General features: G+C 71.9%; 19 protein-coding genes. 6 read left to right on the top strand and 13 right to left on the bottom strand.

The genetic code is table 11. The annotated features are described in order from the left end of the window. Positions 1 to 42 precede the first annotated feature (42 nt). Entirely contained in the window at positions 43 to 3198 is a 3156-nt protein-coding gene (locus ACZ6S0_RS37060; protein WP_465923988.1) for a non-ribosomal peptide synthetase, read from the bottom strand. 16 nt (positions 3199 to 3214) lie between these two features. Further along, a complete protein-coding gene (gene hppD / locus ACZ6S0_RS37055) occupies positions 3215 to 4288 on the bottom strand; it encodes a 4-hydroxyphenylpyruvate dioxygenase (protein WP_465923987.1) in 1074 nt (357 codons plus the stop codon). Positions 4289 to 4628: 340 nt separating this feature from the next. On the opposite strand from hppD, the gene ACZ6S0_RS37050 reads away from it, so the two are divergent. Genes ACZ6S0_RS37050 through ACZ6S0_RS37035 form a run of 4 tightly spaced genes read left to right on the top strand, consistent with a single transcriptional unit; the run spans position 4629 to position 12197 of the window. Further along, positions 4629 to 8009: a non-ribosomal peptide synthetase gene (locus tag ACZ6S0_RS37050; RefSeq protein ID WP_465923986.1), complete on the top strand. Its 3381-nt coding sequence runs from the start codon at positions 4629 to 4631 to the stop codon at positions 8007 to 8009. A gap of 2 nt (positions 8010 to 8011) precedes the next feature. Next, on the top strand, positions 8012 to 8920 hold the full coding sequence (locus ACZ6S0_RS37045) for a GHMP family kinase ATP-binding protein (protein ID WP_465923985.1): 909 nt from the start codon (positions 8012 to 8014) through the stop codon (positions 8918 to 8920). 13 nt (positions 8921 to 8933) lie between these two features. Next, entirely contained in the window at positions 8934 to 11189 is a 2256-nt protein-coding gene (locus ACZ6S0_RS37040) for a pyridoxal-phosphate dependent enzyme (protein ID WP_465923984.1), read from the top strand. A 36-nt stretch (positions 11190 to 11225) separates the two neighbouring features. Further along, positions 11226 to 12197, top strand: coding sequence for a TauD/TfdA family dioxygenase (locus ACZ6S0_RS37035; protein WP_465923983.1), 972 nt, complete (start codon positions 11226 to 11228; stop codon positions 12195 to 12197). Between the two features lie 17 nt (positions 12198 to 12214). On the opposite strand, the gene ACZ6S0_RS37030 is transcribed toward ACZ6S0_RS37035, so the two are convergent. The 6 genes from ACZ6S0_RS37030 to ACZ6S0_RS37005 all read right to left on the bottom strand — a co-directional run bounded on the left by ACZ6S0_RS37030 (position 12215) and on the right by ACZ6S0_RS37005 (position 18766). Beyond that, the gene (locus ACZ6S0_RS37030) at positions 12215 to 13345 is read right to left on the bottom strand and encodes a serine hydrolase domain-containing protein (RefSeq protein ID WP_465923982.1); all 1131 of its coding nucleotides are present in this window, start codon (positions 13343 to 13345) and stop codon (positions 12215 to 12217) included. A 49-nt stretch (positions 13346 to 13394) separates the two neighbouring features. Further along, complete coding sequence (locus ACZ6S0_RS37025) at positions 13395 to 14207, bottom strand: ABC transporter permease (RefSeq protein ID WP_465923981.1); 813 nt, start codon at positions 14205 to 14207, stop codon at positions 13395 to 13397. After that, entirely contained in the window at positions 14204 to 15148 is a 945-nt protein-coding gene (locus ACZ6S0_RS37020; protein WP_465923980.1) for an ATP-binding cassette domain-containing protein, read from the bottom strand. The genes ACZ6S0_RS37025 and ACZ6S0_RS37020 overlap by 4 nt, the downstream gene beginning before the upstream one ends. 120 nt (positions 15149 to 15268) lie before the next feature. After that, complete coding sequence (locus ACZ6S0_RS37015; RefSeq protein WP_465923979.1) at positions 15269 to 16651, bottom strand: OmpA family protein; 1383 nt, start codon at positions 16649 to 16651, stop codon at positions 15269 to 15271. Positions 16652 to 16997: 346 nt separating this feature from the next. After that, positions 16998 to 18116: a HAMP domain-containing sensor histidine kinase gene (locus ACZ6S0_RS37010; RefSeq protein WP_465923978.1), complete on the bottom strand. Its 1119-nt coding sequence runs from the start codon at positions 18114 to 18116 to the stop codon at positions 16998 to 17000. Then, entirely contained in the window at positions 18113 to 18766 is a 654-nt protein-coding gene (locus ACZ6S0_RS37005; RefSeq protein ID WP_465923977.1) for a response regulator transcription factor, read from the bottom strand. Before ACZ6S0_RS37005 ends, ACZ6S0_RS37010 begins: the two co-directional genes overlap by 4 nt. An 88-nt stretch (positions 18767 to 18854) precedes the next feature. Between ACZ6S0_RS37005 and ACZ6S0_RS37000 the strand changes: the two genes are divergently transcribed. Beyond that, positions 18855 to 20207 carry a S41 family peptidase gene (locus ACZ6S0_RS37000; RefSeq protein WP_465923976.1) on the top strand — a complete coding sequence of 451 codons (1353 nt, stop codon included), beginning with the start codon at positions 18855 to 18857 and terminating at the stop codon, positions 20205 to 20207. Positions 20208 to 20281: 74 nt separating this feature from the next. Here ACZ6S0_RS37000 and ACZ6S0_RS36995 read toward each other — a convergent pair whose 3' ends face one another. Both ACZ6S0_RS36995 and wrbA read right to left on the bottom strand, forming a co-directional pair. Then, positions 20282 to 21709: an MFS transporter gene (locus ACZ6S0_RS36995; RefSeq protein ID WP_465923975.1), complete on the bottom strand. Its 1428-nt coding sequence runs from the start codon at positions 21707 to 21709 to the stop codon at positions 20282 to 20284. A gap of 26 nt (positions 21710 to 21735) precedes the next feature. After that, entirely contained in the window at positions 21736 to 22413 is a 678-nt protein-coding gene (wrbA, locus tag ACZ6S0_RS36990; RefSeq protein WP_465923974.1) for an NAD(P)H:quinone oxidoreductase, read from the bottom strand. 80 nt (positions 22414 to 22493) lie between these two features. On the opposite strand from wrbA, the gene ACZ6S0_RS36985 reads away from it, so the two are divergent. Further along, complete coding sequence (locus ACZ6S0_RS36985) at positions 22494 to 22940, top strand: MarR family winged helix-turn-helix transcriptional regulator (RefSeq protein ID WP_465923973.1); 447 nt, start codon at positions 22494 to 22496, stop codon at positions 22938 to 22940. A 97-nt stretch (positions 22941 to 23037) separates the two neighbouring features. Here the strand turns inward: ACZ6S0_RS36985 and ACZ6S0_RS36980 are convergent, their stop codons facing one another. From ACZ6S0_RS36980 to groEL, 3 genes are all read right to left on the bottom strand, one after another. Beyond that, positions 23038 to 23955: an aldo/keto reductase gene (locus ACZ6S0_RS36980; protein WP_465923972.1), complete on the bottom strand. Its 918-nt coding sequence runs from the start codon at positions 23953 to 23955 to the stop codon at positions 23038 to 23040. After that, complete coding sequence (locus ACZ6S0_RS36975) at positions 23952 to 25001, bottom strand: hypothetical protein (protein ID WP_465923971.1); 1050 nt, start codon at positions 24999 to 25001, stop codon at positions 23952 to 23954. The genes ACZ6S0_RS36980 and ACZ6S0_RS36975 overlap by 4 nt, the downstream gene beginning before the upstream one ends. A 39-nt stretch (positions 25002 to 25040) precedes the next feature. Further along, on the bottom strand, positions 25041 to 26191 hold a 1151-nt coding region (gene groEL, locus ACZ6S0_RS36970), incomplete at its 5' end, for a chaperonin GroEL (protein WP_465923970.1).

Here is a 26191-nt window from a genome sequence, read left to right as displayed (position 1 = left end):
ACCTTCCCGTCCGCGGTGTGGTCGGCGCCGGGGCGTCGCTGCTCATCGTGGCTCCTGTCCGTAGGCGGAGGCGTCGTCGTGTGCCCGCAGCCAGGCGGCCAGACCGGCGGGCGTGGGCGAGTCGAAGAGGGCGCGGACGGGGACCTCCCGGCCCGACAGCTCGCGGAGCCGGGCGACGACCTGGAGCGCGGCGGCGGAGGTGCCGCCCATGGCGAAGAAGTCGCTCGACGCGCCGATCCGGCCGGTGCCGAGGACTCGCGTCCACGTCTCGATGACCAGTCGCAGCTCGGGCGGGTGCGCGGTCCGTTCGCGGCCGTCCGCGCCGCCGGGCGTCATCCGGGCCAGAGCCGCTCGGTCGATCTTCCCGTTCGGCGTGGTGGGCAGGCGGCCCGCGACCGCGTAGCGGGTGGGAACCATGTAGCCGGGCAGGTGCGCCTCCGCGTACGCACGAACCCGGCCCAGCAGATCACCGCCGGCTCCGGGACTGGGCTGCAGCACCGCGGCGAGCTGCCTGCCCGCCGGACCGCCGTCGATCACCACTGCCGCGGCCGTGGCGACCGAGGGGCAGCGGCTCAGGACGTGCTCGACCTCTTCGAGCTCGATGCGGTGCCCGTGGATCTTGACCTGGTTGTCGTCGCGGCCACGCAGTTCGAGGCGGCCGTCCGGTCGCTGCCGGGCCAGGTCGCCGGTCCGGTAGAGGCGTCCGAACGGCGGTCCCGCGTACGGATTCGGTACGAAACGGGCGGCGGTCAGGCCCGGACGGCCCAGGTATCCTCGTGCCACCCCGTCACCCGCGATGCAGAGTTGGCCGGTGACGCCGGGAGGCACCTGCCGGAGTTCGTCGTCGAGCACGTAGGCCACGGTGTTCCCGATCGGCGTACCGATCGGCAACGGCTGTGGCTGCGGCCCCGGCGGCAACCGCTCGGCGACGGAGTACATCGTCGTCTCGGTGGGCCCGTAGAGATGGTGCACCCCTCGGGTGCTGGTCAGGAGCCGCTCGGCCAGCGCGGGCGGGACCGTCTCGCCGCCGCACAGGGCGGTCAGGCCGGGATCTCCCTGCCAGCCGCAGGAGAAGAGCATCTCCCAGACGATCGGGGTGGCGTGCATGAAGTCGACCCGCTCGCCTTCGAGCAGCGCCAGAAGCGCCTGGCCGTCCCGGCTCGCCCCTTCACCGCTGATGACGACCCGGCCACCGGAGACCAGCGGGAGGAACAGTTCGAGCATGGCGATGTCGAAGCCGATCGTGGTGACCGCCAGCAACGAGTGGTCCGCACCGAAGTTCAGGGCCTGCCTGGTCGACTCGATGCAGTTGAGCAGCCCGCCGTGCGTGACGCCCACGCCTTTCGGCCGCCCGGTCGATCCCGAGGTGTAGAGCACGTACGCCAGCCGGCCGGGCTGAACCGCCACGCCCGGCTCGGGCCGCGACGCCGCCGTCTCCGTCAGGTCCCGTAGCCGCAGGACACGAATGTCCTGGTCGCCTGGCGGCTCCAGGCCGGGTACGTCGGTGACGACGGCCCGCACCGAGGCGTCCTCGAGAACGAACCGGCGACGGTCCGCCGGATGGGCGGGGTCCAGCGGAACCGCCACGCATCCGGCCCGCAGCACGCCGAGGATCACCGCGGGGACCTCGGCTCGGCGGCCGAGCACGACCGCCACGCGCGCCTCAGGGCCGAGCCGCCAGGACAGCAGCCGCTCGGCGAGCGCGTCCCGGCGAGCGGAGACCTCGGCGTAGGTGAGGGCCCGCCCGTCGCAGCGGACCGCGACCGCGTCCGGCCGACGCTGCGCCTGGGCCGCGAAGGCGTCGAGGAGGGTCCCGCTCCGGTCGGCCGCGCGGCCGGTCAGCGTCGCGGCGTGCGGCGCGTCCGCGGGCGCGGTCACCGGCAGAGCCGAGATGGTCGAGCCGAGGTCGCCGGTCATCGCGCGCAGGAGGATCCAGTAGCGTTCCGCGATGCGCTCCACCGTCGCGGCGTCGAGCACGTCGTCGTTGAACTGCCACAGGGCCCGCACCGCGTCGGCGCTGCGCAGCAGATCCAGGCCGAGGTCGAACGGGGTGCGGGTGACCGGCAGGTCGAACCAGGACGACTCGAGGCCGGGAACGCGCTCGGGCTCGGGCGGCTCCCGATATCCGAAGCCGACCTGGCACAACGGCTCCATGGCCGGTGACCTGGGCGGGCGTACCGCCTCGACGAGTTCGCTGTAGGACATTCCGTCGGCCGACGCCGCCCGTACGGCTCGCTGTTCGCCGATGAGCAGGCTCCGCACGTCGCTCGTGCCCGTCAGCGGATGGCTCAGCACCACGCGGCGCTCGTGGCTGCCGATGCCGACCTCGCCGGTGGGCTCGCGCATCGTCGTGATCAGCAGGTCCGGCTGGCCGGTGTGCCGCCACAGCAGTACGCGGTAGGCGGCCGAGTAGATCACCGCCTCCTCGACCTTCTCCCGCCGGGCGACGCGCGCCACTCCCTCGGCGACGTCGGCGGGGACCAGCCGCCGCAGAGCGGAGCCCGCGCTCCGCCGCGACGGCCCCCTCGGGCGGTCCCAGGGCAGCCGTGCCTGGTGCGGTGCCTGGGCGAGCCGCGCGACGCGGCGGGCGGGCTCGCCTTCTCCGCCGAGCGGGGCGGGCGGCTCCATGACAGAAAAGGACGGCCCGGTGACCGCGGCAGGCGGCTCGGCGACCGGTCCGGTGGTCTGCCGCCGGTAGTGCCCGGCCCATTCGCGCGCCAGCCTCTCCAGGGACGGCTGGTCGCAGAGGACGCGGTGCGCGTGGATGACCAGAACGTGGTCCTCCGGTGCCAGCCGGTACAACCGGCAGCGCATCAGCGCGTCCCCGGCGTCGGCCAGAGCCAGGGCGTCCCGGTCCACACGCCGCCGCACCTCGTCCTGGCCTTCCACGTCCTCCACGACGAGGTCGGGCAGCACGCCGCCCACGCCGAGGACCGGCCGGCCCGCCACGTCGATGACCGTGCTCCGCAGTGCCGGATGCCGGGCGAACAGCTCCTCGTAAGCGCTTCGCGCGCCGCCCGCGTCCAGCCGGCCGACGACGCGCAGGCCGACGCGCGCCACCGAGGAGCAGAACCTGGCGTCCAGGGCGTGCGCCAGCCAGGCGTCCCGCTGGACCGCCGACAACCCGACCGCCGACAACCCGACCGCCGACGACTGGACCGTCGGCGACTCCCCCTCGGCGATCCGCTCCACCGACATCGCCCCCTCCTCACGATCAGTGGCCGGGGGCCTGCGTGCGATCACGCCGCACGGCCTCGTACAGGGCCTTGATGTTCGCGCTGCCGAAGCCGCGGGCGTTGTGCCGCTGGATCAGCTCGTAGAACAACGTGCCGCGAGGGTGTGGTGAACGGGTGAAGATCTGCAGCAGGTACCCCCACTCGTCGCGGTCGGCCAGCACGTTGGTCGAGCGCAGGTCGTCGATGCTCTCGCTCAGCTCGCCCACCCGTGCGCCCAGAAGGTGGTAGTAGGCGTCCGGCGTCTGCAGGAACCGCACACCTCGGTCGCCGTAGGTCCGCACCGCGTCCACGATGTCGTCGACGAGAAAGGCCAGATGTTGCACGCCCGGCCCGGCGTGATCGTCCAGGAACTGCGAGATCTGGCCGGGCTCGCGGCTGGTGTCGGGCTCGATGAGGGTGAGCGTGATGCCGCCGGAGCGGCTCCGCACCACCTCGGAGTCCATGGCCTGGCCGCCCACCTCGATGTGCTCCGAGGAGTATCGTTCGAGGCCGAACGCCTCCTCGTACCACTTCACCGTCTGATGCAGCGTGCCCGCTTCGAGACAGACCGCGACGTGGTCGAGTCGGCGGAAGGCCACGCCCGGCTCCTGCGGTTCGGCCCGCCGGGTCCGCCACGTCCTGTCGGGCGGCAGCGAGCCGGCCAGGCTCGGTACGAACGTGTGCCGCACGTCGCCGAAGGCGGACACCGTGGCGAACAGGCCCGTCTCCGGGTTGTCCGCCGAGGCGGCGGGGTGCCGCACGGCGGCCGCGCCGTGGGCGACCGCCCGGTGAAAGGCGGCCGTGACGTCCTCTGTGACCAGGGCGATGTCGGCGACGGAGTCGCCGTGCACGGCCACGTGGCGGGTCACCGCGTCCTCCGGGTCGCCGCTCGTGGTGACCACGATCGTCAAAGGGCCGTTGCGCAGAGCGGTCGACCGCTGTGCGGACGTCTCGTCGCCTTCCTCGCCCGACCGCGCCTCGATGACGAATCCGAATGATGAGGTGAAGTATTCGACTATCGCTTCTTCGTCTTTTGCATACAGCTCGACGTACGCAATGTCATATGGATCCATGGTTGCCTCTCCGGCTCGCCGCGTTCGGTGCGTCCCACATATCCCGCTCGACAGAGTCGTCATCCATTAAGGGGGGCTCATGCCGGGCCCCGGCACCGCGTGAAACGTTAATGATGCGAGCGATGCCACTAGTACCACGGCGCCGACTCCGCTAGCAAGGATTGCCCTTCCCTGGCACCTCCGCGGCTTGGCTAACAGCAGGTCAGACGCCTTTGAGACGGATAACCGAGGCGTAACCGCAGAGGCGTTCAAATGGTGGTCACACAGCACCTGCCAAATGCCGGAAAGACAATTCCTGCGTGCGCATCTTTCGGCGGCCCGATCGTATGGAGGGGAATTTGTGGCCCTGAGCACAAAGCCGGCCGACGACGCCGTGGACGAGTTCTGGCGGGCGGCACTGGCGTCGGCGGAGTTCGTCGCCCTGCCTCGCTCCGCTCCGCCGGGCAGCACCAGGGCACGTGTCACGCGAGTCGTGGACGCCGTACTGCCGCCGAGTCTGGCCGGGGCGGCGCGAGCATTGGGACGATCCGATGCGGTGCCACTGCGGCGGGTGCTGCTGTGCGCGATCATCAAGGTCGTCAGCACCCTCACCGGCGAGCCCGGCGTGCGGGTCGGTTACGGCGTCCCGGCCGCGAGCGGCCAGGACGGACGTGTGTTCCTTCCGCTGTGCGCGCGCGTCGAGGACGGTAGCTGGGCCGACCTGCTGGATCGCCTGGGTGCGGCCGAGAGCGCGGTCCTGCGGCACCGTGACGTGCCGCCGCTGCGGATCCGCGATCTCGCGGGCGACGCCGACCCGCTGTTCGACGTGCTGGTGACCATCGAGGACGATCAGCGGCAGAGCACGGAGGTGACCGGCGGCGATCGCGGATGGCCCGCGGACCTCGCAGCCGCGGACCTCCCGGCCGAACTCGGCGTCCATCCCGCGCTCCTCGTCCACTTCGACGTCGGCGAGGTCGTACGGCTGCGGCTGTGCTACCACGCGGGCCTGCTCGACGCCGCCCACGTCGAGCGCGTCGCGGGATATGTCGAGAAGGCGCTCGCGCTCATGGTCGAGGACCTCGACGCCGACCATGACGCCGGCACCCTGTTGTCGGACGCCGAGGTGACCCACCAGGTGCACGAGCTGAACGGCAACCGGCTGCGGCTCCCGGAGGCCCGGTTCCACGAGTTGTTCGAGGAGCAGGTGCGGCTGCGCCCGCACGCCGTCGCCGCGGTGCACGGCCGGCAAAGCTGGACGTACGCGGAGCTGGACGCCCGCGCCAACCGCCTGGCGCACGGGCTGCTCGCGCACGGCGTACGGGCGGAGGACGTCGTCGCGGTCATGACCGATCGCCATCTGGACTGGCTGGCCGCCATCCTCGCCGTGTTCAAGGCCGGCGGCGTCTACATGCCGGTGGATCCCGCCTACCCGATGGACCGCGTCTCCGTCATGCTCGCCCAGAGCGGCTGCCGCCTGCTGGTCGGCGACCGGGCCGCGCCGGCCAACGTACCCAGGGTGTCGGGCGGGCGAGCCGTCACCACGCTGTCGATCGACGAGCTGCACGGTGGCGGGTACCGCTCGGACGCGCCGCGGGTGGACGTCGGCGTCTCCCAGCTCGCCTACATCTACTTCACCTCGGGTTCGACGGGTCTGCCCAAGGCGTCCATGTGCGAGCACGACGGCATGCTCAACCACCTGCTCGCCAAGCGTGCGGATCTCGGCCTGACCTCCGCCGACGCGGTGGCGCAGAACGCCCCTCAGTGCTTCGACATCTCGCTCTGGCAGCTCGTCTGCCCGCTGATGGTCGGCGCGCGGACGGTCATCGTGGACAACGAGGTCGTGCTCGACGTGCCCCGCCTCCTCGACCACCTCGACGCGGCGGGAGTGACGATCCTCCAGGTCGTGCCGTCCTACCTGGACGTCGTGCTGGCCTACCTCGAACGACAGCCGCGGGAGCTGCCTTCGCTGCGCTTCGTGTCGGTCACCGGGGAGGCGATCACCAAGAACCTGGTCACCCGGTGGTTCACCTGCTACCCGGACGTCAAGCTGCTCAACGCGTACGGGGCCACGGAGGCGTCGGACGACACCACCCACGAGATCATGGCCGCGCCGCCGGAGGAGGACCTCGTCCCCGTCGGCAGGCCGAACATCAACGTCGGCGTCTACGTGGTGGACACCCGGCTACGGCTCGTCCCGCTCGGCTCGCCCGGCGAGATCGTCTTCTCGGGGGTCTGCGTGGGCCGCGGCTACGCCAACGACCCGGATCGCACGCGTGAGGTGTTCCTCGCGGACCCCTACCGCCCCCGAGAGCGCCTCTACCGCACCGGCGACTACGGCCGGTGGCTGCCGACGGGCAGCCTGGAGTTCCTGGGCCGCAGGGATGACCAGGTCAAGGTCCGCGGCATGCGGGTGGAGCTGGGTGAGGTGGAGAACCGCATCGCCCACGTGCCGGGAGTACGCGCCGCCGCGGTGATCGCGGTGAGCACGCCGGGCCAGGGCAAGGCGCTGGTCGCCTTCTACGTGTCGGACGGCGCCCTGCCTCCCGCCCGCCTGCGCGCGCAGCTCGGCGAACTGCTGCCAGGGCACATGGTGCCGGCCGTGTGCCACCGGCTCGACGAACTGCCGGTCACCGACAACGGCAAGGTCGACAGGAAGGCGCTGTCGCGCGCCGCCGGTGCGAAGGCCGAGGACGTCGTACCTCGGCGGGCCGCCCGCACCCCCACCGAGCGGCGGCTCGCCACGGCCTGGGCGGAGCTGCTGGCTCTGCCGCTGGAAGAGGTCGGCCCGGACGGCGACTTCTTCGCGCTCGGCGGTGACTCGCTGGCCGCACTGCGCCTGGTGGTCAAACTGGATCGGGAGGTCTCGCTCACGGACCTCATCGACAATCCCGTGCTCGCCGACCTCGCCGCGCTGATCGACTCGCAGGCCGGACAGCGGGAGCGGAGCTGGCTGCAGCCGCTTTCGCAGCCCGGCGATCCGGCCGCCACCTTGCTCTGCGTGCCGTACGCGGCGGGAAACGCGATCAACTTCCACGGTTTCGCGTCGTCACTGGCCGAGCGGAACATCGCGGTGTACGCGGTGGACCCGCCCGGCCACGACCTCACACGGCCCGACGAACCCCTGCTCGAGGTCGAGCCCATGGCCCGGCGGGTCGCGGAAGAGCTGCGCGCCAGGGTGGGCGGGCCGCTCCTGGTGTGGGGCCATGGCGCGGGTGCCGCACTCGCGCTGGCGGTGACCAGGCTGCTTGTCGAACGGCGGAGCGACGTGCGACACGTCTTCATCGGGGCCAGAGCGCTCGACGAGCCCGACGTCCTGCGCCGCGACAGCCGACGGATCGACGCGCTGGCCGATGAGGACATCCGGGGCCTGCTGGGACTCGGCGGCGCGTTCACCGAGCTGGACGGGCTGCGGCCGGAGCGTACGCGGCAACTCGGCAACTGCTACCGGCACGATGCCCGGGTGGCCAACGACTATCTCGCGGCCGCGCAGGCTGCTCCCCTGCCCGGCCGCCTCGACGTCCCCGTGACCGTGGTCGCGGGCACGGACGACGCCTCCGTGGGAGATCCCCGCACCGCCTACCGCCGGTGGTCGCTGCTGGCGCATCGGGTGGACCTGCGGGAGATCAAGGGGGCCGGTCACTACTTCCCGCGTACTCACGCGCGGGAGTCGGCCGAGATCGTGTTCGAGGCGTGGGGCGGCGGCGTCGCCACGTCGTTCCAGCCCGCGCGCGAAGGCGCCTGACCATGCCATGGCCGCCGGCCCTCTCCCACGCCCCGCCGTCCGTGGCGGTCGGCGTGAGCAGCGCGTTCGGCACGTTCGGCGAGCTTCTCCAGGGCGTGCTGCCGGACGGGCGCCGGGACTTTCTGGTCACGCTGCCGATCGCCCTGTGGAGCACCGCCACCTTCACGGTGACACCGCACGATGACCGGCTGCTCGTCTTCCCTCCGCGCAAGCGCAAGGCTCGTGCGCTCGTGCGGCGGATCCTGGACGCGGCCGGCTACCGCGGCGGCGGCTTGCTCCGCATCGGCAGCGGCCTTCCCGAGGGGAAGGGCCTGTCCAGTTCCTCCGCCGATCTCGTGGCGACCGCACGTGCCGTCGGCAACGCGCTCGGCCTGGAGATGTCCGCCGTGACCATCGAGAACCTGCTGCGCGGGATCGAGCCGACCGACGGCGTCATGCACCCCGCCGTGGTCGCCTTCTACCACCGTGAGGTACGCCTGTTGCGCCGCCTCGGCTCGCTGCCGGCTCTGACCGTCGTCGGGCTGGACGAAGGCGGCGAGGTGGACACGATCGCGTTCAACCGCGCGCCGAAGCCCTTCGGCGCGGCGGAGCGGGACGAGTACGCCGAGCTGCTGGCCACCCTCGGCGAGGCAGTCCGCCGGCGCGACCTCGCCGTCGTCGGTCGGGTCGCCACGCGAAGCGCGGTGCTGAATCAACGGCTGTGTCCCAAACGCACGCTGGAGGCCCTGATCACGGCCTGCCACCAGATCGGCGGGCTCGGTGTCGTCACCGGTCACAGCGGTACGACGGTCGGGATGCTGCTCGACGACGCCGACCCCGACTACCCGGCGAAGCTGACCGCCATGCGGCGCGTGTGCTTCGCGCTCGCCGGCAACGTGTCGACCTACCACTCGCTGATCTTCGAGAACTGACCGGGGGACTCGTATGCGGTTCGACGACATCATCGATGCCATCGGCCATACGCCGCTGGTACGGCTCCACCTGCCCGGCGCGCCCGAGGCCCGGGTCTACGCCAAGCTCGAGTCGCAGCAGTTGTACGCGATGAAGGACCGGGTGGCCAGGCACGTCATCCTCGCCGCACGACGCGGCGGCGAGCTGGCCGAGCACGCCCCCATCGTGGAGAGTTCGTCGGGCACCATGGCGCTGGGCGTCGCACTGGTCGGCCGACGCCTCGGGCATCCGGTCCACATCGTGACCGACCCGCGCATCGACCGCGCCACCCTGGCCAAGCTGACGAGCCTTGGCTGCACGGTGCACATCGTCGACGCCATGACGGGCCAGGGCTGGCAGAGCGCGCGGCTGGAACTGCTCGACCGGCTGCTGCGGGATCTTCCCGGCGCCTTCTGGCCACGCCAGTACAGCAACCCCCACAATCCCCTGGCCTACCAGAGCCTCGCCGACGAACTGCGGGCCGACCTGGAACGGGTCGACGTCCTCGTCGGAGCCGTCGGCAGCGGAGGGTCACTGTGCGGATCCGCGCGGGCGCTGCGCGCCACGTTCCCACGCCTGCGCGTGGTCGGCGTGGACTGCGTGGGCAGCGTGCTGTTCGACCAGCCGGACCTGCCCGCTCGTCTGCAGAGCGGGCTGGGCAACAGCCTGCACCCGCCGAACCTGGACCACTCGGCGCTCGACGAGGTGCACTGGCTCAACGACCGCGAGGCGTTCGCCGCGACCCGTGACCTGGCCGGGGAACAGCAGATCTTCGCCGGTAACACCGCCGGCTCCGTCTACCGGGTCCTCGGCCACGTCGCGTCGCTGGCCGCCCCCGGCGACACCATCGTCGGGATCTTCGCCGACCGCGGCGACCGTTACGTCGACACCGTGTACGACGACGACTACTGGACCGAGCAGCACCTGGCCGAGGCCCCTCTCGCCGGCGAGCCCACGCGGGTGCCCTACGGCACCACGGTCAGCTCGTGGTCGTGGTCCTCGGTGCGCGAACGGCGGCGCAAACTGCTGTTCGTCGAGTCCAACACCACCGGCAGCGGCGCGCTGGCGGCCCACACCGCGCGCCGGCTCGGCTACACCCCGGTCCTGCTGACCCGCGACCCCTCGCGCTATCCCAAAACGGTCGCGGACGACTTCGAGGTGGTCATCTGCGACACCGGCGACGCGGCGGAACTGGAACGCGTGATCGCCGAACGACTCCCCCGCCCGCAGCTCGCCGGGATCACCACCACGAGCGAGTACTACCTGAGCGTCGCGGCCCGCCTCGGATCGGCTCTCGGGCTCGCGCACAACCCGCCCGACGCCATCGACCTGTGCAGGGACAAGCTCGGGACCAGGACCACCCTGGCCGGGGCCGACGTGCCTCAGCCGCGCTTCGCGCTCGCCGGCCGCGTGGCCGACGTCGCGGAGGTGGTCGGCGAGATCGGGCTGCCCTGCGTGGTCAAGCCCCGCGACGGCTCGGGCTCCACGAACGTGCGCCTGTGCACGACCGCCGCCGAGGCTTCCGCGCAGGCCGCCGAGATCCTCGCGACCAGCCGCAACGCACGCGGTGAGCCCGCCTTGCCGGGGGTCCTGATCGAGGAGTACGCCGACGGGCCGGAGTACAGCGCCGAGGCGTTCGTCCAGCACGGGCAGGTGGACCTCCTCGGTATCACCGCCAAGGACACCACGGGCCATCCGTGCTTCGTCGAGTTCCAGCACCTCTTCCCCGCGGACCTGCCCGAGGCCGTCGTCGCGGACGTCCACGACGTGGTGACCCGCACGCTCAAGGCGCTGGGTCTGGAGGCCGGCGCCGCTCACGTCGAGCTCCGGCTGACCGCGCGGGGCCCGGCGATCGTCGAGGTCAACGCCAGACCGGCCGGGGGCATGATCACCGAACTCATCCGGCTCGTCACGGGAACCGACCTGATCGAGGCCCATCTCCTCGCCATGACGGGCCGGACGGCTGAGTACGGCGGGCAGGTCACGGGCCGCGCCGGCATCCGGTTCCTGCTGGCGGATCGCCCCGGCACGCTGACCGGCGTCCACGGGGAAGACGCGGCGCGCAGGCTGCCGGGCGTCCGGCAGGTGGCGGTCACCGCAGGACCGGGCCGCCTGCTGCGCGCGCCGCGGGACTTCACCGACCGGCTCGGCTTCGTGATCGCGCAGGGCGACGACGCGCAGAGCGTGCTCGCGACGCTGGCCGGGGCCGCGGAGCTGATCACGTTCGACGTGCGCGACGACCAGCGGTGACGCAGGGCCGGATCACTCCGGCGGAAGGGAGACATCGTGACGATCTCTGACGGCGGACTCCCCGGTCCTGCCGCGGCGGCGCCACCCCGGCTGCGGGCCGGCGCCGCCGATCTCGACACGGGCCTGGAATGGGTGCGGCGCAACACGCGGGCCCTGCACGCCATGCTGCCCACCGAGGGCGCCGTCGTCATCGACGGCCTCCCCGTCAGGACCCCGGCCGACTTCACCCGGGTACGGGACCTCCTGCTCGCGCGTCCCTGCCCACCACGCGAGCCGATCGTCATCCGCGAGGACCTCGGCGGGATGGTCTACGCCGGATCCGGCTGGCCGGCCGAGCAGACCATGTGCGTGCATCCCGAGCAGAGTTACGCCACGCAGGTTCCGCGCGTCCTGCTGTTCGGCTGCCTCACGCCCGGCGCCGAGGGCGGGGCCACGTTGCTGGCCGACACCCGGGCGGTGCTCGGCGCGCTGCCCGGTCGGCTCCGTGACCGGCTGGCCGCCGACGGCTGGACGTTACGGCGACGGTTCAGGAGACGGATGGGACTGTCCTGGCAGGAGACCTTCGGCACCGGGAGCGAGGAGGAGGTCAGCGCCTACTGCCGCCGGAACGCCATTGACCACCAGTGGCTGGGCAACGGCGAACTGCGTACCAGCCAGACGCGACGGGCCATCGTGTCTCACCCCGTCACCGGCGAGCAGTGCTGGTTCAACCACCTCGCCTTCCTGAACCGCTGGAACCTCGATCCGGCCGAGCGGGAGATCCTGACTTCGGCCTTCGGCGAGCACGGGCTGCCCTTCGACACCTGCTACGGCGACGGCCGGCCCGTGGACGCCGGCACCATCGAGACCATCAACCAGGCGCAGGACCGCTGCACCGTCCGGGTGGAGTGGCGACCGGGGACCCTGCTGCTGGTCGACAACTTCGCCATGGCGCACGGCCGGGAGGCGTACTCCGGCCGGAGACGCGTCCTGACGGCGATGGGAGAACCGGTCGCGCTGCCTTCCTGAACCCCCGCGGCCACCTGTCAGCCGAGGGTGACGCCGTAGACCGCTTCGATGATCTTGATGGGGAGGTCCAGGGTCCTCGGCTCGATGGTGGCGTGGACGACGACGCTCCGCAGGCCGTCGTCGGTGGTCAGCGCGAGGGTGAAGGATCCGGGCAGGGTGCCGCTCACGCCTCGCAGGGTCGGGCCGTCGGTCGCCTCGCCGTCGAACTCGATCACGCCGAGGCCGTAGCGGGCGTGCGGCAGCCAGACGGCGCTGCCGGAGGAGACCATGGTCCACATCTGGCGGTGCTGGGCCGGTGGCAGCAGGCCGCCGGTCGCGATCGCCTTGAGGAAGCGGCTCAGATCGCCGGTGGTGGAGACGACGCCGCCGGCCGCCCATCCCCATGAGGTGTTGAGCCCGGTGCCGTCGAGGGGCGGCAGGTCGGAGCGCTCGGCCAGGGAGGCGTAGCTCTCCGGGGTGAGCGACGCCGGGTCGACGCCGTCCGTGAGGATGTTGGCGACGTAGGCCCTGGGGTGCGGGTCCGGGTACGCGGTGTCGGTGGCGGGCCGTACGTAGGTGCTGGTCAGGCCGAGCGGACGGATGACCGTGCGTTCGACCTCGGCGGCGTAGCTGTTGCCGGTGACCTGCTCGATGATCGCGCCGGCCAGGTAGTAGCCGCCGTTGGCGTAGACGAAGCCGTCGCCGGGCTCGCCGACCGGCGGCTGGGAAACCGCGAGGCGCAGCAGGTCGGAGGTGGTCCAGACCCGGTCCGGCTGGGTGACGATGCTGTGCTGCAGCTCTGGTGCGAGGCCGGTGAGGAACAGGCCGCTGGTGTGGTTGAGCAGATGCCGGACGGTGATCTTGTCGCCGTCGTAGCCGCCCGCGTCCATGACGCCGGCCAGCCACCTGTTCACCGGGTCGTCGAGGCTCAGCCTGCCTTCGGCCGCCAACGCCAGCAACGTGGCGGCGGTGAAGGACTTGCCGGAGCTGCCGATGTGCAGGTACTCCCCGGGCTCGCGCGGGTGCCCGGTGGTGAGGTCGGCCACTCCCGCGGTGCCGAACCACGTTCCGTCGGCGTCGTGGACCTCGGCGACGATGCCGGGAATGTGGTCCTCGGCCACGGCCCGGTCCAGGATTTCCTGCACTTTTTCGCGGATGTCGTGTGTCATCTCGATGCCTTTCGAAGGGGAACGATGGGGTCGTGCGGGTGCCCGGCGTTCAGCGTCCTCCGCGCATGAACGCGCGCAGCGACAGCGGGACGAACACCGCCAGCAGGACGGCCGACCAGAGCAGGACGGCGGCCACCGGATGCGCGAGCGGCCAGGCCACGTCGCCGGACGGGCCGCCCGGGTTGCCGAACAGTTCCCGGGAGGCGGCGGTGAGCGCGCTGACCGGGTTCCAGTCGGCCAGGAACCGCAGCCACGACGGCATGCCGTCGGTCGGCACGAACGAGTTGGACAGCATCGTGAACGGCAGGAACAGCGGCACCACCACCTGGGCGACGACCTGTTCGTTCTTCACCACCAGGCCCACATAGACGCCCACCCAGCTCAGCGCGTACCGCAGCAGCGTCATCAGCAGGAACGCCTCGGCCGTGAGGATCGGGCCGCGGTGCGGCTGCCAGCCCACCAGCAGGCCCGCGCCCACCATGACGGCCAGGAGCGGCAGGCCGACCAGGGAGTCGGCGCCGGTCTGCCCGAACGGCACCGCCAGCCGCGCCATCGGCATGGAGCGGAAGCGGTCCATCACGCCGCGGGCGGCGTCGGCGGCCATGCGCCCCATGACCCCCTGCACCGCGGTGAAGGTCACCATCGCGAACAGTCCTGGCATGAGGTATTCGCGGTAGTCGCCGCCGCCCGGCACCTGGATGGCGCTGCCGAAGACGTAGCCGAACAGCACCACCATGACGGCCGGGAAGACCAGCGCGCCGACCATCTCGCCGGGCTCCTGGCGCAGCCGTCCCAGCTCGCGACCGACCAGGGTGAGCCCGTCGCTGAACGTCCAGCGCAGGCGCTGGACCAGCGCGGTCATCGGACGGTCTCCTCGCGGTCGGTGAGGCGCAGGAACACCTCGTCGAGGGTGGGACGGCGCAGGCTCACGTCGACCGCGGCGACTCCGGCGCGGTCGAGTTCGCGCACGATGCCGGCGAGCCGGAGGCCGCCGCCGGGCACGGCGATGCTGAGCCGGTCGGCGCCGGTCGTGGCGGGTTCGGTGCCGGCCAGGGCGGTCAGCACGGTCGCCGCCGGGCGCAGGGCGGCGGGGTCTTCGACGACGACGTCGAGGCGGTCGCCGACGGTGGCCTTCAGCTCGTCGGGGGTGCCTGTGGCGATCACCTGCCCGTGGTCGACGACGGCGATGTCGTCGGCCAGCCGGTCGGCCTCGTCCAGGTACTGCGTGGTGAGCAGCACCGTGGTGCCGTCGGCGACCAGCTCGCGGACGGCGTCCCAGATCTCGCCGCGGCTGCGCGGGTCCAGGCCTGTGGTCGGCTCGTCCAGGAAGAGCACCTCGGGACGGAGGATGAGGCTGGTGATCAGGTCGAGGCGGCGGCGCATGCCGCCGGAGTAGCCGGCGACCTGGCGATCGGCGGCGTCCGTCAGGCCGAAGCGCCCGAGCAGTTCGTCGGCCCGCCGGTGCGCCTCGCGCCGGGGCAGGTGGGAGAGCCGCCCGAACATGCGCAGGTTGCCCCGGCCGGTGAGCTTCTCGTCCACGGCGGCGTACTGGCCCGCGAGCCCGATCCTGGCCCGCACCTTGTCGGCCTCGCGGACGACGTCGTATCCGGCGATGCGGGCGTGCCCGGCGTCGGGGGCGGACAGGGTCGCCAGGATGCGCACCGCGGTCGTCTTTCCCGCGCCGTTCGGCCCGAGCACGCCGCAGACCGTTCCTCGCTCGACACTCAGGCTCAAGCCGCGCAGCGCGTGGGCGTCGCCGAAGGACTTGTGCAGCCCTTCGGCGACCACGATCGGATCCGCCACGACATCCCTCCACTGGGTACGTTGTACTCGGTTTCGGCGGCCAGACTAGGCCACTGGGTACGATGTACGCAAGTGAGGGGAGCGCGGCCGCGGATCTCCTCGGGAAGCTTCCGCCGACCTCTACCGGATCGGCACCTGGAGGTCGCCGAAGCCGGCGATCTTGACGTTCACCGTGGTGGCCGTCTCGGGCAGCGCGAACAGGCTCCAGAACTCGCGTTGCCTGCCGGGGGCGAACTTCTCGGTCTGCAGGCGTACGCCGGACACGTCGGTGCAGGCGCAGTAGGAGTCGGTGCTGTCGCCGTCGGTCACCTGGAGGCGGGCGGGCAGGTACTGGCGGCGGGCCTCCGCGTCGGTCAGCGTGACGTTGAAGGCGGCCCGGTACTTGAACGACATCCAGTCACCGGCCTGGTGCAACTCGTTGAACCAGGCCTCTTCCGCCCCCTGGTTCGTGATCCGGTACGTCAGCAGCCCCAGCCCGCCCGGCAGCCGCCGCAGGCCGGTGATCTCCATGGAGATCGGCTGCCCGTCCGCCGTGCCGCTGCCGGTCAGCCCCGACACCCCGGAAGCGCTTGAGGAGGGGGTCGCGGACGGCGCGGCGGCCCCAGCCTCGGCCTCGGCCTCGGCCGGTTGTGGCTTGGCGAACGTCACCGTGACGCGGCGGTTGCGGCGTTTGCCCTCGTCGGTGTCGTTGCTGTACAGCGGGCGGCGCGAGCCGTACCCCTTGGCCTGGAAGTCCACGCCCTGTCTGGTGACCATCGTGGCCAGCGCCCGCTGCACGGCCTGGGCGCGGCGGGTGGACAAGGGGTCGTTGATGGCGTCGGTGCCGGAGGAGTCCGCGTGCCCCTCCACCCGCACGCTCGCGCCGGGCGAGGCGTCGACGAGCTTGGCGGTCCGGGCCAGGACGGCTTGCGCCTTGGGCGTGAGCGTGGCCTCGTCGACCGCGAACAGCACGTCGGAGGAGAGGCTGACCCGCAGGTCCGCGCCGTCGTCCGCGGTCTCCTCGCTGCGGTCGAGCGATTCGGAGGGGGTCACGAGGCGGCGGGTGACGGGGGTGACGGGCTCGGCGTCCGGATCGGGGATCGTCATCCCGGCGGGCGTGACCGGCGGGTCGTCGCTGATCGGGACGTCCGCCATCGGCGGGCCCGCCGGGGTGACGACCGTGGCGGTTTCCGGGTTGCCGGAGGGGGCGGGCATGACCGCGTACAGGCTGACGGACTCGCCCGGGTCGATGAAGTAGCCGAGGCCGTCACGGTCCTGGTCGCTGCACAGGCACGGGAATCCGGCCGGCTGGTAGGGCAGGATCCAGGTACGCGCCCGCGCGTCGAGCACGCCGATGCCGGAGGCCCAGCGGATCTTGCCGAGCGGGCGGGTGTTGTCGCCCAGCTCGCCGGTCCACGGCAGCTTCTTCTCGCTGCCGGTGTTCGTCAGCCGGATCTGGGCGACCAGGTGCCTGCCCTTGACCCGGTTCAGCCCGACCACCTCGATCTCGAGGTTTTCGGTCATCGTGCTGAAGGTCCGCGCGAGCGCCGGGCGGCTGTCCTGGGCGGCGCCGCTCGCGCCGGCCGAGGGTGGCGGGGTGCTGGAGGAGGGCGTCGCCGCTGGTGGGACGGGGGTGCCCGGCGCGGCCCCGGGCGAGAGAGAACAGGCAGAGACCGCGAGCAGACCGATCAAGGGGATGACGAACCGGGAACCCATTTTGGACATGCTTTCGTACCTATAGGGTGAAGGTGTAATTCCCGTTGACAGGTCGTCGTGCTGGGCTGTCGCGCAGGGAAACCATGTCGCACACTCGACGAACTGGCCTCGGGCATGGGCGTCGACGCGGCCGCGCTGCGCGGGACCGTCGCGGTCAACGTCCGTACACGGTGATCTCCCTCGCGGGGGGAGGCAGCGTGTCCTCAGCCACCGCGAACACCACGACCAGCTCCAACCCGCCCCCCGGGTTGGGGCTCGCTCGCACGTCGGCCCCGTGAGCCTTCGCGATCGACGCGACGATCGACAGCCCGAGCCCGGCGCCCTGTCCACGGGTCGTCTGCAGCCGCCGGAAGGGCTCGAAGAGATCGCCCAAACGCTCCTGGGGCACGTGCGGGCCGGTGTTGCGGACCGTCAGAACCCCACGGGAGAGCGTCACCTCAACGGTTCCGCCGGGATGGTTGTAGCGGACCGCGTTGTCGAGGAGGTTGGTGACGAGCCGGTTCAGCAGGACGGGGTCACCGTCGACGACGAACGGCTCGGTCCGCCCCGTCACGGTGATGCCGTCCGAGTCTCTCTCCGCCAGGACGAGCCGTACCACCTGGTCCAGAGCCACCGGGCTCCTGCCGTCCAGGCCGTGTTCCGCCTGGGCCAGGACCAGCAGGGCGTCGATGAGGTGCTCCGCGCGGTGGTTGTGGAGCAGGAGCGTGTCGCGGATCTCACCGACCTCCTCGGGGAGCCCGATCTCGATGGCCGCCCGCTGGACGGCCAGCGGGGTCCGCAACTCGTGGGACGCGTTCGCGATGAACCGCCGCTGACCCGCGACCGAGCGTTCGAGCCGGTCGAGCATCGCGTCGAAGGTGTCGGCCAGTTCCTTCAGCTCGTCGTCGGGCCCGGCGAGCGCGATCCGTTCGTGCAGGGTCGACAGGGACAGCCGCTGCGCGGTGGCGGTGATCCGGTGGACGGGCCGCAGGATCCGCCCGGCGACCAGCCATCCGACGACCAGCGAGACCAGCGTCAGGATCCCGACCGTCAACGCGGTCACCTCCCACTGGTAGCCGATCACGTCGTTCACCAGCTCGGGCAGCGGCGCCGGCCGCTCCCCCGGCACCCCCGGCGTCGGCGCGGGCGGCGCCACCGCTCCCCCGGGTAACCGGGCGATCCGCGCGTCCAGGGCCTGGCGCAGCAGGAGGTTGACCGTGACCAGCAACACGACTGAGGTCAGCAGGAACAGTCCGGAGTAGATGAGCGTGAGCCGTACCCGGATCGTCGTCACAGCAGGTATCCCGCGCCGGGAACCGTCTGGATGCACGGCGGGTCGCCCAGCTTGGCCCGGAGGCGGCTGACCAGGACCCGAACCACCGTGGTGAACGGGTCGGCGTTCTCGTCCCACGCCTCCTCGAGCAGCCGTTCCGCGCTCACGACCGCGCCGTCCGCCCTCATCAGCACCTCGAGGACGGCGAACTCCTTGAGCGACAGGTGCAGGTGCCGCCCGTCCCGCGAGGCTTGCAGCCGGTGGGTGTCGAGCACGATTCCGTGCCGCCTCAGCACCGGCGGCACCTGCGCCTGGCTGCGCCGCCCCAGCGCCTGCACCCGTGCGACCAGTTCGGCGTAGTCGAACGGCTTGGGCAGGTAGTCGTCGGCCCCCATCCCGAGACCCGCGACCCGCTCCGGCACCGACGCCGCCGCGGTCATCATCAGAATCCGCGTACGGCTCCCGCGCGCCACCAGCTCACGGCACACGAGGTCGCCGTGCAGCTCGGGCAGGTCCCGATCCAGCACGAGCACGTCGTAGTCGTGCACCGCCAGCCGCTCCACCGCGGCCGCCCCGTCATACACCACGTCAACGGCCATGGCATGGCGGCGCAACCCCACCGCCACGAGATCGGCCAGGTCGCGTTCGTCTTCGGCCACCAGGATCCGCATGCCGATGTTCGTACCCGAACCGGGGTAACAGTGGCGTTAACGGGTCCGTTAACGCCATGGCAACCCGCGTCCGGCCACGCTGGCGACCATGATCAGAGCCCTCTGCGCCGCCGTCCTGGTGACGGCCTGCGCCATGTCCGCGCCCGCGTCCGCGTCGTCCCCGACGCCCCAGCCGAAGCCGGCGGCCACCCCGGGCGGGGGCTGCGCCGCCATCACGGCGCCACCGCCGGAGTCGGCGCCGCCGACCTCGGTGAACACGCTCCGGCAGGCGTACTTCTGCGTGCTGGACAACTATTACAGCGGCCCGGTCATGGATGCGAAGGCGCTGCTGAAGAGCGCCTTGGCCGCCTACACCCAGAACCTGATGCGGCGCGGCGCCGACCGGGCCGACCTCAGCCTGCCCGCCCTCACCGGGGACCGCGACGCCGACTGGGACGCCTTCGCGAAGGTCCTCGGCGCCGGCGACCCCGCCGCCCTGCGTGCCGCGATCACCGGCATGGTCGTCGGGCTGCAGGACAACCACGCCCGCTCGGTCCGGCCGACCCCGCCGCCGGAGGGCGGGCCGACCGGAACCGGCATCGCGGGCCTGTCGGCCGCGCAGGGACCACGGCTCGACCCCGCGGCCCGGCCGCCGCTGTTCGTCACCCGCGTCCTGCCCGGCAGCGCCGCCGCCAAGGCCGACATCAGGGCCGGTGACATCGTCGTCAAGGCCAACGGTGTGCCGGCGTTCATCGGGGACACCCCGAACCAGAGTTTCGTCGACGCCTTCGCCTCCAGCACGGTTCGGCTCACGCTCAAGCGGCCCACGACGGGACGGACCCGCGTCGTCGAACTGAGGGAGGGCCCCGTCGAGGAGCGGCCTCCGGCAGTGACGTCGAAGAAGCTCGCCGACGGCGTCACGTACGTCCGGTTGCCTGGATTCTCCGAAGGCGCAGCCGACCAGGTCATCGCCGAGCTGTCGGACAAACCGGAGGCGGTGGTCCTCGACCTGCGCGGCAACGGCGGCGGGTCGCCTCGCGAGGTGACGCGGCTGCTCGGCGCGTTCGCGCACGGCAAGGTCACCAGCTACTTCTGCCCGCTCAAGGGCGAGTGCGTGCCCAACAGGACCGACGACAGCGTCCCGTTGCTCGGCTCGCGCCTGATCGTTCTCACCGACCGCGGCTGCGCCTCGGCCTGCGAGGACTTCAGCGCGGCGGTCAAGGGCAACGACCTGGGCACCCTCATCGGCACCCGCACCGCCGGAGCCATCTCCGGCCCCAGCGAGGCGTATCTCCTCGACGACGGCAGCGTCCTGCTCCTGCCCAAGGTCCGGCACCTCGGGCCCGCCCGCGAGATCATCGACACGATCGGCGTGCCGGTCGACCACTACGCCCCCATGACCGCCCTCGACCTGGCCACCGGGCGCGACCCTGGCGTGGCCAAGGCGCTCACGCTGCTCTGACGCCCTCGCCGCGGCGGCCGGCACCGGGTGGCCGACCGCCGCCACCCCGGACGAGCCGAGCGGGGTCGCCGGGATCAGTCGCGGCGGTGCCGGGGCAGCGACACGCTGACCGCCGCGATGGCCAGGCCGAGTCCGGCCGCCATGAGGAAGACCAGGTCGTAGCCGGCGGCGAGGGCGGCGGCCGGGGAACTCGCGGCGGCCTGCGAGGCGGCTTCGGCGCCGGCGGCCGTCGCGAGCACCGCCAGGCCGATCGATCCGCCCACCTGGCTGGTGGTGTTGGCCAGACCGCCGACGATGCCCGCCTCGCCCTCGGGTACGTCGGCGGTCGCCGCGGCCATGAGGGTGGGGAAGGTCAGCCCGATGCCGAGCGCGATGACCAGCGTGGGCCCGAGCACGCCGGTGACGTAGCCGCTGCCGGCGCCCGCCTGGGCGAGCCAGCCGAACCCGGTCAGGAAACAGGCGCCGCCGGCCAGCACCAGGGGGCGTACGCCGGTCCGCGGCAGCAGGGCGGCGGCCCACCGCGCGACCACCAGGAACGTCACCGCCGCGGGCGTCTGCCCGAGTCCGGCCTGCAGCGCGTCGAAGCCCAGCACGCCCTGCAGGAAGAGTGACGTGAAGTACCACATCGCGACGGTGATCCCGCCGAACAGCAGCAGCAGGCCGTTGCCGACGGCCACGCCCCGGATCCTGAACAGCCGCAGGGGCATCATCGGCCGGGCGGCGAACCGCGCCTGCACCGCGGCGAAGACGCCGAGCAGCAGCAGGCCCGCCACCACCGGCCCGACGACCGCCACCGACGACCAGCCGTGATCGGCGCTGCGCATGATCCCGTAGATCAGCGCGGCCAGCCCCGCCGTCGCGGTGACCGCGCCGGCGAGGTCGAGCGGTTCCCGCCGGGCGGGTCGCGTACCCGCCAGCGCGATCATGGTCACGGCGATCAGCGCCGCGCCGATCGGCACGTTGATGAGGAAGACCCAGCGCCACGACAGGCCGGTGGTGATGGCGCCGCCCGCGAGTGCGCCGGCCATCCCGCCCACGCCGCCCGCGGCGGACCACGCGCCGAACGCCTTGGCCCGAGCGCTCGGCTCGGTGAAGCCGGTGTTGATCACGGCCAGCGTGGCAGGGGCCATCATGGCGGCTCCGACGCCCTGTGCGAAGCGGGCCGCCACCAGGATCTGTGCTGTGGTCGCCAGGCCGCCGGCCAGGCCGGCGGCGGCGAAGACGAGCAGCCCGGCGGCCAGGATCCGGCGCGGGCCGAACAGGTCGGCGGCGCGCCCGCCCAGCAGCATGAAGCCGGCGAAGGTCAGCAGATACCCGTTCACCACCCAGGCCAGTCCGGTGGGGGTGAAGCCGAGGTCCTCGCGGATCGAGGGCAGGGCGACGTTGACGATGGATGAGTCCAGGATGACCATGAACTGGCAGGCGCACGCCAGTGCCAGGACCATCCAGGCGGGACCGGCCTGCGACCTGGGCCGCCGCGTCGCGGCGCTGGTGCTTGTCATGACTTCGTCCTTGCCGGGCCCGCCGCTCACGCGGACCTGAACGTGGTCGCGGCCAGGGCCTCGCGAGCGTTCCCTCCGCCTGCGGCGGCATCGGTGACGCGGCCGGCTCCCAGCAGCCGGATCGTGATCTGGGCCAGCCGCCGTCCCTGGTACCTGGCCGCTTCCAGCGTCGCGGCGTCCGGGCCGTCCGCGGCCGGGCCGGTCATCGACGTGCCGTAGGGGTTGCCGCCGGCGGCGTGCACGGCCGGGTCGGTGAATCCGGGCGGGACGATCAGCGACCCCCAGTGGTAGAACACGTTGCCCAGCGACAGGATCGTGGCCTCGCTGCCGCCGTGCCGGTTGAACGCCGAGGTGAAGGCCGTGACCGGCTTGTCGGCCAGCGTGCCCTCCCGCCACAACCCGCCGGCCTGGTCGATGAACTGCTTGAGCTGCGCGGCCGGCGCGCCGAACCGGGTCGGCGTCCCGAACGCGTACGCGTCGGCCCAGGCCAGGTCCTCGATCGTGGCCTGGGCGATCGACGCGGTGGCATCGGTGTGCCGCCGCCACCGCGGGTTCTGGTCGATCGCGTCGTCGGGCGCCAGTTCGACGACCCGGCGCAGCCGCACCTCGGCCCCGGCCGCGGTGGCGCCTTCGGCGACGGCTTGGGCGAGCGCGTGCACGGTGCCTGTGGCGCTGTAGTAGATGACGGCGATCTTCACGGCCATGTCCGGGGCTCCTCGATGTGGGATAGCATTAGTTATGCGGATAACTATTATGCGCATAACTAATTTGTCAAGGAGAGCCCATGGACTTCGAGCAAGCAGACGCCCTCAACCAGGCCATCCGCCTGCTGAGCCTGCGCCATCGGGCCAGGGCCGCGGCGCTGCTGGCCCCGCTGGGCCTGCATCCCGGGCAGGAGGCGCTCCTGCTCGAACTCGCCAGGACCGGCCCGATGATCCAGGCCCAGCTCAGCGAGGCGCTCGGCTGCGAGCCGCCCAGCGTCACGCTCATGACCCGCAAGCTCGAAGCCGCCGGTCACATCCGCCGCGCGCCCGCCCCCACCGACAGGCGCGCCAGCATCGTCGAACTCACCGACAGCGGCAAGGCGCTCGTCGACCGGATCAAGCAGCTCTGGCGCGCCCTGGCGCAGGAGACCGTGGCCGGCCTGCCCGCCCAGACCGTGGCGGAACTGCCCGGCATCCTCAAGACCTTGGCCGCGAACGTGGATTCCAGAGGCGGGCCCGTCCAGTGAATCGGGGTGTCCCGCTCCCGCCCGGGCCTGCCGGGACGCGCCGCGTCCGCGTGGCGGTGGGCCCGGCTCGCGACGGACGGTGCCCGAATCGGGCCTCCTACCTCGGGCTGAGGCGGTCTCGCACCGCGTCGTGGACGTCCGCCGGGAGTGGGCCCTTCTGGGCGGCTGCGACATTGGCCCGCACGTCCTCGACCTGGGTCGAGCCGACGATCAACGAGTGCAGGTCGTGGTGACTGAGGATGAACCGGAGCAGGAGCTCCATCGTCGAGGAGCCGTCCGCCAGCTCGTCCAGGCCGGCGGCGGCGAGCCGCGAGTGCCGGTCGGCGAGCGGCCGGCGTACCGGCTCCGGCACGGACTCGGGCGGAGCCACGAGCGGGCGGGCGACCGAGCCGCGGGCGATCGTCCCCGCGCCGGTCGCCGCGGCGGCGCTGATGAGTTCCTCGTGGGAGCGGTCGAGCGCCGAATAAGGGAGAAGGAAGACGTCGAACGCTTCGATCGCGATGTGCTCAGGAAGGTTGGGCAGCTCCCCTGACATGCCGGTGAAGCGGATCGCGCCCTCGTCCTGAAGCGCCCGCAGCTCGGCGATGGTGTCCTCGGCCCGCATCACGGCGACACTCGGGCTCATGTGCACCATCAGGATGTCAAGGTGGTCGGTACGCATCCTGCGCAGGCTCCGCTCGACGCACGCACGGACGTTCGCCCTCGTGTACACGTGCGGCGGGAACGTCCGTGGGTCACCGTCCGCGCCCAGCGGGCAGCCGCTCTTGCCGATGAGGACGAACTCGTCGCGCCTGTGGGAGATCCAGCGGCCGATGTGCTCCTCGGCGTCGCCGTAGTCCGGCGAGGTGTCGATGAGGTTCACGCCCGAGTCGAGGACCGTGTTGAGGAGCGTACGGGCCTGATCGTCGCCTGTCGGCCTGCCCCACGCCTGTGGGCCGCGCAGCTCCATGGCTCCGTAGCCGAGGCGGCTCACTCGCAGCCCGGTCCTGCCGAGCGTCGTGGTGGGCAGCGTCACGGCGACGTCCTCGTTCCGGTCCCGGCCCTCCTGGCGCGGCCGTATTCGGCCAGGGCGTGGAAGGCGGCCTTGGGTTCCCACGGCAGTCCCGGATGGGCCGTCCCGGTGCGGCCGTGCTCAAGGATCTTGACGATGCCGAAGCTGGCGGTGTCGAAGTCCCGTACGGGCTCGGACGACGTCGGCAGGTCACGGCGGGCGAACGTGTTGACGAACGCCGTGTCCGTGCCCTCCTCGTCGTGGATGTCGAGCAGCTCGCGAATGTACCCGGCCTGTTCTTCCTCGTCCCGTATGACCGTCGCGGTCAGGCGGGGACGGCCGCGTGCGTCCCACTCGACGATGGAGTCGCCGCGTCCGCCCAGAGCGGCGGCCCCCCGGTGGGTGGTGCAGCCGAACTCGGTGACGGCGAACGGCTTGCCCTGCCCGAGCTGCGCGCGCAGGCTCTCACGGAAGCTGTGCGCGGTGGTCGCGTCGCGGTAACCGGCGTCGCTGGCGATCAGGTCGAACGGAGCCCAGTCCACGCCTTCGAAGGGCAGGGAGGCGTAGCTGATCGGTCCGCCGAACCGTTCGCGCACCAGCGCGACCGCTCGGGTGAGGAACGTGTTGACGCGGGCGGGCAGTTCGGGAAGCGCGGCGCGCAGCCGGGCGGGGTCGGCCATCAGCCCGAGCCGCTCCTCCAGGCTTTCACCGGGCAGAAATCCGCTGGTGAACAGGCTGATCTCGGAGCCGGTGAGGAACACGACGCGAGTCCCCTCCCGGCGCAGGCGTTCCGCCCGTTCGGCACTGTCGACGAGGAACGTCGTCAGCTCGTCCTGGGTGAGGCCGTTGGTGAACGGTGAATACCAGACCTCCAGGCCCGCGCGGGCGGCGTGGCGCGCGGCGGTCTCAAGGCGGTCCGGGTCTCCCCCGGTGATCCGGACCGCGTCGCAGTGCAGCTCGTCGCGGATGATCCGCATCTCGCGGCGTACCGCGTCCGGGTCGAAGGGCTCGTGGGTGGTGGTTCCGGCGGACAGGAAGCCGGTGTCGTAGGTGACACCGTAGGCACGCATCAGGGCTCTCCGTGAAGGTTGGCGCGGGTGGGACATGCGCTAGAAGTCCGTGTTCGCGCCGGGCGCGGCGGCGGGGGTCTTCTCGGGCTTGTCCGCGATGACGGCCTCGGTCGTCAGGAACAGCGCCGCGATGGAGGCGGCGTTCCGCAGCGCCGAACGGGTCACCTTGGCGGGGTCGATGATCCCCGCCTCGAACATGTCGACGTACTCGCCGGAAGCGGCGTCGAGGCCCTCACCCGGGGTGAGGTTGCGCACGCGCTCGACCACGACGCCGCCCTCGAGACCGGCGTTGACCGCGATCTGCTTGAGCGGCTCCTCCAGCGCCTTGCGCACGATCGCCGCACCCGTGACCTCGTCACCGTCGTCGAGCTCCAGCTCGTCGAACGCCTTCACACCGGCCTGCAGCAGCGCCACGCCACCGCCGGGGACGATGCCCTCCTCGACGGCCGCCTTGGCGTTGCGCACGGCGTCCTCGATGCGGTGCTTGCGCTCCTTCAGCTCGACCTCGGTCGCCGCGCCCGCCTTGATGACGGCCACGCCGCCGGCCAGCTTGGCCAGCCGCTCCTGCAGCTTCTCGCGGTCGTAGTCGGAGTCGGTGCGCTCGATCTCGGCGCGGATCTCGTTGACCCGGCCGGAGATCTGCCCGGCGTCACCGGCACCGTCGACGATCGTGGTCTCGTCCTTGGTGACGACGACCTTGCGAGCGCGACCGAGCAGGTCGAGGGTGGCGTTCTCCAGCTTGAGGCCGACCTCCTCCGAGACGACCTGGCCACCGGTCAGGACGGCGAGGTCGCCCAGCATGGCCTTGCGACGGTCACCGAAGCCCGGGGCCTTGACCGCGACCGACCGGAAGACGCCGTTCAGCTTGTTGACCACCAGGGTCGCCAGGGCCTCGCCCTCGACGTCCTCGGCGATGACCAGCAGCGGCTTGCCCGACTGCACGACCTTGTCGAGCAGCGGCACCACCTCCCTGTTGGCGGAGACCTTGCCGCTCACGATGAGCACGTACGGATCGTCCAGGACCGCTTCGAGCCGGTCGGGGTCGGTGACGAAGTGAGGGGCGAGGTAACCCTTGTCGAAGCGCATGCCCTCGGCGAGCTCGAGCTCCAGGCCGAAGGTGTTGCTCTCCTCGACGGTGATGACGCCTTCCTTGCCGACCTTGTCCATCGCCTCGGCGATGAGCGAGCCGA

The sequence above is a fragment of the Nonomuraea sp. NPDC051298 genome (genome assembly GCF_055586305.1).
This window is presented reverse-complemented; position numbering and strand designations above follow the sequence as displayed.

Bases quoted from the DNA above. Each gene is read 5' to 3' on its own strand.
- ACZ6S0_RS37060 (WP_465923988.1), bottom strand. From the start codon at position 3,198: ATGTCGGTGGAGCGGATCGCCGAGGGGGAGTCGCCGACGGTCCAGTCG.
- hppD (WP_465923987.1), bottom strand. From the start codon at position 4,288: ATGGATCCATATGACATTGCGTACGTCGAGCTGTATGCAAAAGACGAA.
- ACZ6S0_RS37045 (WP_465923985.1), top strand. From the start codon at position 8,012: ATGCCATGGCCGCCGGCCCTCTCCCACGCCCCGCCGTCCGTGGCGGTC.
- ACZ6S0_RS37040 (WP_465923984.1), top strand. From the start codon at position 8,934: ATGCGGTTCGACGACATCATCGATGCCATCGGCCATACGCCGCTGGTA.
- ACZ6S0_RS37030 (WP_465923982.1), bottom strand. From the start codon at position 13,345: ATGACACACGACATCCGCGAAAAAGTGCAGGAAATCCTGGACCGGGCC.
- ACZ6S0_RS37025 (WP_465923981.1), bottom strand. From the start codon at position 14,207: ATGACCGCGCTGGTCCAGCGCCTGCGCTGGACGTTCAGCGACGGGCTC.
- ACZ6S0_RS37015 (WP_465923979.1), bottom strand. From the start codon at position 16,651: ATGACCGAAAACCTCGAGATCGAGGTGGTCGGGCTGAACCGGGTCAAG.
- ACZ6S0_RS37005 (WP_465923977.1), bottom strand. From the start codon at position 18,766: ATGCGGATCCTGGTGGCCGAAGACGAACGCGACCTGGCCGATCTCGTG.
- ACZ6S0_RS37000 (WP_465923976.1), top strand. From the start codon at position 18,855: ATGATCAGAGCCCTCTGCGCCGCCGTCCTGGTGACGGCCTGCGCCATG.
- ACZ6S0_RS36995 (WP_465923975.1), bottom strand. From the start codon at position 21,709: ATGACAAGCACCAGCGCCGCGACGCGGCGGCCCAGGTCGCAGGCCGGT.
- wrbA (WP_465923974.1), bottom strand. From the start codon at position 22,413: ATGGCCGTGAAGATCGCCGTCATCTACTACAGCGCCACAGGCACCGTG.
- ACZ6S0_RS36985 (WP_465923973.1), top strand. From the start codon at position 22,494: ATGGACTTCGAGCAAGCAGACGCCCTCAACCAGGCCATCCGCCTGCTG.
- ACZ6S0_RS36975 (WP_465923971.1), bottom strand. From the start codon at position 25,001: ATGCGTGCCTACGGTGTCACCTACGACACCGGCTTCCTGTCCGCCGGA.